This is a genomic window from Mesorhizobium sp. M2A.F.Ca.ET.039.01.1.1, from assembly GCF_003998035.1.
GTDB lineage: Bacteria > Pseudomonadota > Alphaproteobacteria > Rhizobiales > Rhizobiaceae > Mesorhizobium.
The window spans coordinates 1-5,653 of record NZ_RZRY01000415.1 but is presented as its reverse complement, the minus strand read 5'-3'; the positions used below and the strand labels follow the sequence as shown (position 1 = coordinate 5,653).

The 5,653-nt window shown below is 58.6% G+C and carries 3 protein-coding genes; all 3 read left to right on the top strand.

Going from position 1 to position 5,653, the window contains the following annotated elements:
• Positions 1–1,341, top strand: a 1,341-nt coding sequence (locus EOA24_RS25495) for an AGE family epimerase/isomerase (RefSeq protein ID WP_189354210.1), incomplete at its 5' end; no start/stop codon positions are given.
• Positions 1,342–2,053: 712 nt separating this feature from the next.
• Entirely contained in the window at positions 2,054–2,773 is a 720-nt protein-coding gene (locus EOA24_RS25490; RefSeq protein ID WP_126082686.1) for a Crp/Fnr family transcriptional regulator, read from the top strand.
• A gap of 1,462 nt (positions 2,774–4,235) precedes the next feature.
• The coding region (locus tag EOA24_RS25485; RefSeq protein ID WP_210213601.1) for a hypothetical protein at positions 4,236–5,653 on the top strand (1,418 nt) is incomplete at its 3' end.

Here is a 5,653-nt window from a genome sequence, read left to right as displayed (position 1 = left end):
AAGGATGTGGCGGTGGTTGCAACGCCGGACGCGATATTCGTCGCCCCGGTCAGCCACAGCCAGAATGTGAAGAAAGTCGTGGAACAACTCGAGAAAAGCGGGCGATTAGAGACGAAGTTCACGGCATCGGAAGACCGGGTCATTGTCAGCGGATCATGGCGCAAGCGCGTCGAGCACTGGCTTTTCAACGAGACTCTTCCGCTATGGTCGACCGCGGGGGTCGACACAGTTCATGGAGGCTTTCACGAAGCGCTCGGTTTCGATGCGAGGCCATTGGGCAAGCCCAAGCGGATGCGGACGATGGCCCGCCAGATCTATGCCTTCGCGGTAGCCAAGGAACGCGGCTGGACTGGCCCTGCCGACAAGCTCATCGATCACGGAATTGACTTCATCGCAAAATACGGCCGGACCGATCGAGGCGGCTGGGTGCGCACCCTCAATTCCAATGGAAGCGTGGCCGATCCGATGGAGGATGCCTACGACCATTCCTGCGTGCTTCTTGCCCTTGCCCACGCCTATAGATGCGGTCACCAGACGGCTTTGCAGCTCGCGCAGGAGACATTTCATTTTATCGATTCCCACCTTGAGGATGGCAGCCTGAATGGCTTCCTGGAGACACCCGGCTGGAACGGCGTCCGGTCCTCGAACCCGCACATGCACATGCTCGAATCGTTCCTTGCCTGGCATGACGCAACCGGCGACCGCACATATCTTCGTCGAGCGGCTCGCGTGATCGATCTCTTCCGGTGTCATTTTTTCGATCAGGAAAGTTGGACGCTTGGCGAATATTTTGACGCCGACTGGCTGCCGTTGCCCGGAGACAAAGGGCAATGGACCGAACCGGGGCATCATTTCGAATGGGCCTCCCTGCTCGCGGACTTCGCGCGGGCCAGCGGACAAAAGGATTTGGCTGCTTACGCCAGGAAACTCTATTCCTCAGCAGTTGCCAGCGGATTGAATCGAGCCACAGGGCTGGCATATGCGGCCGTGTCGCGACAAGGGATGCCTCTCGACAGACTCTCGCGCAGTTGGCCGCAATGCGAGGCTGTCAAGGCGGCGATCGCGCTGGACAATATTGGTGGGCCTGATCTGAAACCCGAAATCGAAGCCCGTGTCGCGCGCCTTTTCAGATGGCATATCGATCCCGCACCGCTTGGCCTGTGGGTGGACAGGATCGACGAGCGCGGTCGGTCGCTTGCGACTGAGGTCCCAGCCAGCATCTTCTACCATCTGGTGACGGCGCTGACGCAGTATCTCGACAAGACCGAGGGACAGGTCGAACCGTTTCCGCTGCCTTCCCAGAAAAAGGACAGCCCCTCATCGAAGCAGGTCTACGGCTGAAGAAGCGACTGAGCCTCGCTTCGCGACGGCGGCGGATCCTGGCGGGACGTCTTCATTGGTGATGCCGAAGAACACCAGCTACCGCTAATTCAGTATCCCCTTGCCTCTGGGTCACTGCTGCAAACTGGGTTACCGTCACCAATGGCTACACCTTAAAGAGAAGGGTCTAACCCTCAGTCTCTTGGACTGCGCACACTCGTCAAGATGTTGGAAATAAGAAGGTTTTTGTCCGGGTAGTTAAGACGACGATGGCAAAGAAGAAATCGAGAGCCAGGCGTAGTGGCGATCTCCTGAAGTTGCTGGCAACAAGGCCGCGGGCGGTCGCGCTCGCTGCGCTGCATGTGAGTGAATCGGTCCTTTTGGAACTCGAGGCCTCGGAAGTGTTGTCGCCGGCGGAAATCAGGGGGCTGCTGAGGGACGCGTCGCTGACTTTGCGCAATGCTGCCGACCAGGCGGACAACCGGAGCTGTCTGGTTGCCAGTGAGATAGTTGAGTCAATGAGAGAGAACTTTAAGAGAAGTAAGTCATAGATGATACCCGACCTCGCGGGATATCAACCGGACCATAACCGGTTTTGAGCCAGGTTAGCCCTCGGTTTGATGTCACAATGCCTTCCCGTTCCGGACTTCAAAAAGGTTGCTAATCACGTGAAATTTCATATACATGATGAGGTTGAGGGAGGTATACACGCAGCTGAGGGCGAGGGGTACGGATGACGTTTGCTTCACGTTCTTTTTCGAAAGGGGACGAGCACCGTTCGTCATTCGTTGGGCTTAACGATGACGACGCCGCGTTGATGAAGACGCTCGGGCTGGCTTCCAAGCGATATCCAGCCGACGCGGTAATCTTCAGCCAGGGCGACAGCAACGATCGTATATACATCGTTGAGTCAGGGTGGGGCTGCATTTCCCACGAGCTACCTGGGGGACAGCGGCAAATTTTAGATTTTGCCTTAACGGGTGATGTGGTTCTGCCTCAATCATATGGAGGCGGCACCGTCGAAACGTTCGCGAGCCTGACCGAACTGTCGTTGTTGGTGGCGCCTACCAAGACACTCACGCTGGCCGCTATGAAATCGCCTCATCTGTTCTCGTTCATCATGGACGCTCTGGTGCGCAACGGTGCTGTGATAGCTCAGCACCTCGCCAATGTAGGACGGCGTACCGCCTTGGAGCGAACGGCGCATTTGCTGCTTGAATTGACGGGGCGTCTGCGGCGTGTTGGCGCCGTTGACCGCAACGGCTTTGATTGCCCCCTCACGCAATACGATCTCGCTGACGCCCTTGGCCTTACCCCGATCCATGTAAATCGAATGTTGCGGGAACTCCGCGAGCGCAAGTTCCTCGAATTCCGCCAGGGTCATGTCCGCCTGCTCGATGCTGCGGGCCTGACAAAGTTTGTGGGATTTGATGGCGACTATGTGAAGGACTGAGCGCTCATCCAATGCTCCCGGCTCATCCGGGAACAGGGCGCCAAGTCGCGACTTCTACAAAGTACGGCCGCCTCTCCGTGCCTCGCACAGGCTTAGGCAAGGTCTTGGAGGTCGCTCCGCGCGCCATGTGACACGTGGCTTGAACGACGTCCTCCAGTTTGTCGCTGCCTGGCCGGCTTGCAGGTCCAACGGCCGTTCTAGTCAGGAGTGCCGCCGGGCGCCAACCATCCTGCGCCTTATACTTCTTTGTTATTCGTGTGGAAGAATTCCTCTTCGATAATCAACGGCATATATCGCTAAGTCGCCGGCGCGCAGAATTAGAGGACCCTTGCGGTCAGGCCCGGCGCCGCTAACCCCAACGCGCCACAGGCGCCGGGCCGCCTCACACCCGGGTCAAGGAAGTCTGCGCAAGCGGCCCGACAAGGTTGTGTGCGCCAAGTTCTGCAAAAAAGGGGCGGCCATAGTGGACGCAATCGAGAGGCAATTTCCCTCGTGGAGCAGGCCGCGAGCATGGAAGCCGCTGCGCGATATTCCTGCAGCCCGTCTGCCTCATACTGGTCGACGCTGAATTCTTGCCAGCCTTGGGCGCCCGCGCCGCCGAGCTGGCGCGGTGTTACCCAATGGCTCCGATCGTCCTGGCGCGCTTCAAGAGGCCTACGCCACCGGGCAAGTATCATGGATCAAGAGCGCCAAGGTTTTCGTCTGGGGCGCTTGCCATGAGTCGAACATGCACCCGCAATTTGGGATGAGGCGAGGCGCGGAAACTTCAACCCAGGCGATGCCTCACCGCGAGTTGCCCATCGACTGGGCCAATAAGGTCGACAATGAACTGTCCAGTCCCTCTAGCGAGCCATAGAGCCGCCGCCCGCGTGCACACGATTGCACACGCCAAACCTATGAACCCTGCTGGCGATTTTCGTCTGCATTAGACCTATTTCATTGCCAATGCAGGTGTCACAATCAAACCCCTTGATTTGATTGGCTGTATTCTCGTTTGATTTCAAATGGTTCGAGGGAGAGGGACAAAAGTCCCCTGCATGAAGGGACCATTTCCTGATTCACACCTTTTGTTAAAAGGCAACAGTCCGATTTGAACTTTCCACAAATAAGCGTAAAGTTTTCGTGCTCATGTTTTTGAGCGGGAGGCGTACAGGCAGTCAATGCCTGTTGAAGAGGGGCGGGGTTGAGTATGCCCTCATTGTCGATCCTTGGTGCCCGCCGTTGGTGGGTCACCGATGCGCATAGGACGCATCCGCCCAGAATTGCCTGACGGGGCATGGATGGAGGCGTAGCGACGGCCCCTCCCACACCCTCTACCCCGTGAGTCAATCCAGAACTCCAGTTTCCTTTTAACGATGGCGCGCAGCGCCGGCTCCGGCCGGCGGATGTGCGTCCGTGCGGCCGGTTGCCGGGCGTTGGGCCGATTACAGCGCCAGCCGCATTGAAACCAGGGAGAATCGCAATGGCACTGACCATCAATGTTTTCGGAAGCACGAAAATCGACGAAACGGCTAGCCCGCAGGATAGCGATATCGCGCTAGTCGACGTGCCGTCGAATGTCTCGACAGCGTTCAGCAACGCGGGAGCCAACCTCGCGAATGCGATTCAGGTCGCTGGCGGAGGGGGCGATGATCTGTCCGTCACGCCTGACTCTGGCTTTACCGTCAATGGCCTCGGCTTCGTCGATCCGACCAACGGTGCGCTCAACGGGGACGCCAGCGGGCTTTTCACCCTCGAGGGCAGAGAGATCTTCCTCTACGCCGACCCCAACAACGACAACGTCGTCCTCGGCCGGGAGGGCACCGTCGGAGGGGTGGCGGATCCGAGCGGCGCCATCGTATTTGCGATCTACGTCGAAGAGACCACGACCAATTCCCTAATCACTGGCGGCAAGTTCTGGATCGCACTCTTCGAGCCGCTGAAGCACCCGGACACTACCAACGATTTCGATTTCACTGTCAATCTCGACAATAAGCTCAAGGTCGCGGCAACCCAGCAAACGACCTTCTCCTTCGACAATGCGCCATCGGGCGCCAACGAGTTCATGATGTTCGGCAACAATCCCGCGGGCGTCAGCACCTCGGGCATCGTGGTGACCGGGCGTGCCCCCGACCCGAACACCGAGGACAATGACCATACTGGCGACACAGTCAGCAGCAGCCAGGCCGGACCCCACGCGACTGTTGGAGTGAACGGCCAGCATCTCGGGCCGGGCAATGGCCTAAGTTTCACTTTCGTCGACAATCCGGCCGAAGATTTCACGGTAGCCCCACAACAAGATCCGCACCCGCCCCAAGGTCTCGACTCAACGGAGGCCGACCACGAAAGCAACATCCAGTTTAGCGGCTATACCTCAGGCGTCACCGCGGCCTCGTTCACGGTCGCTCAGGTCAACCCGACCGGTAACACAGTCACAGTCAAGATTACCGCCTTCAATGATCCAAACGGCGCCGCGGGCGAAACAGGTACAGGTTTTGTCGAGGGATTTGCTGATGACGTCACGGTCAACATCACAGAGGTCAAGATCAATGGCGCTGTGGTCGCTGCAAATCTCAGCGGCGATACGGCGGTCATCTCGGGTGTCAAGAACGGGGATGTCGTCTCCTACACCACCACCAGCGCCCACACTCGGGTGCTGATCGAAAACGTTCAACCGACGAAGGGGCCGGGTTCGAACATCACCCTCGACATCGGCGGATTCACGATCTTGAGCAGCACGGGCGCGAGCGAGTTTGCCGGCACGCAACTCCAGTTCGACGATGACGGGCCGTCGATCACCGCGGTCGCGAGCACGGCATCGGTGCGCCACGACGAGACCGCCGGGGTGCAGTCCGACACCGACGTCGACGGCACGGCGTTCGCCTTCGGTTCGACGACGAT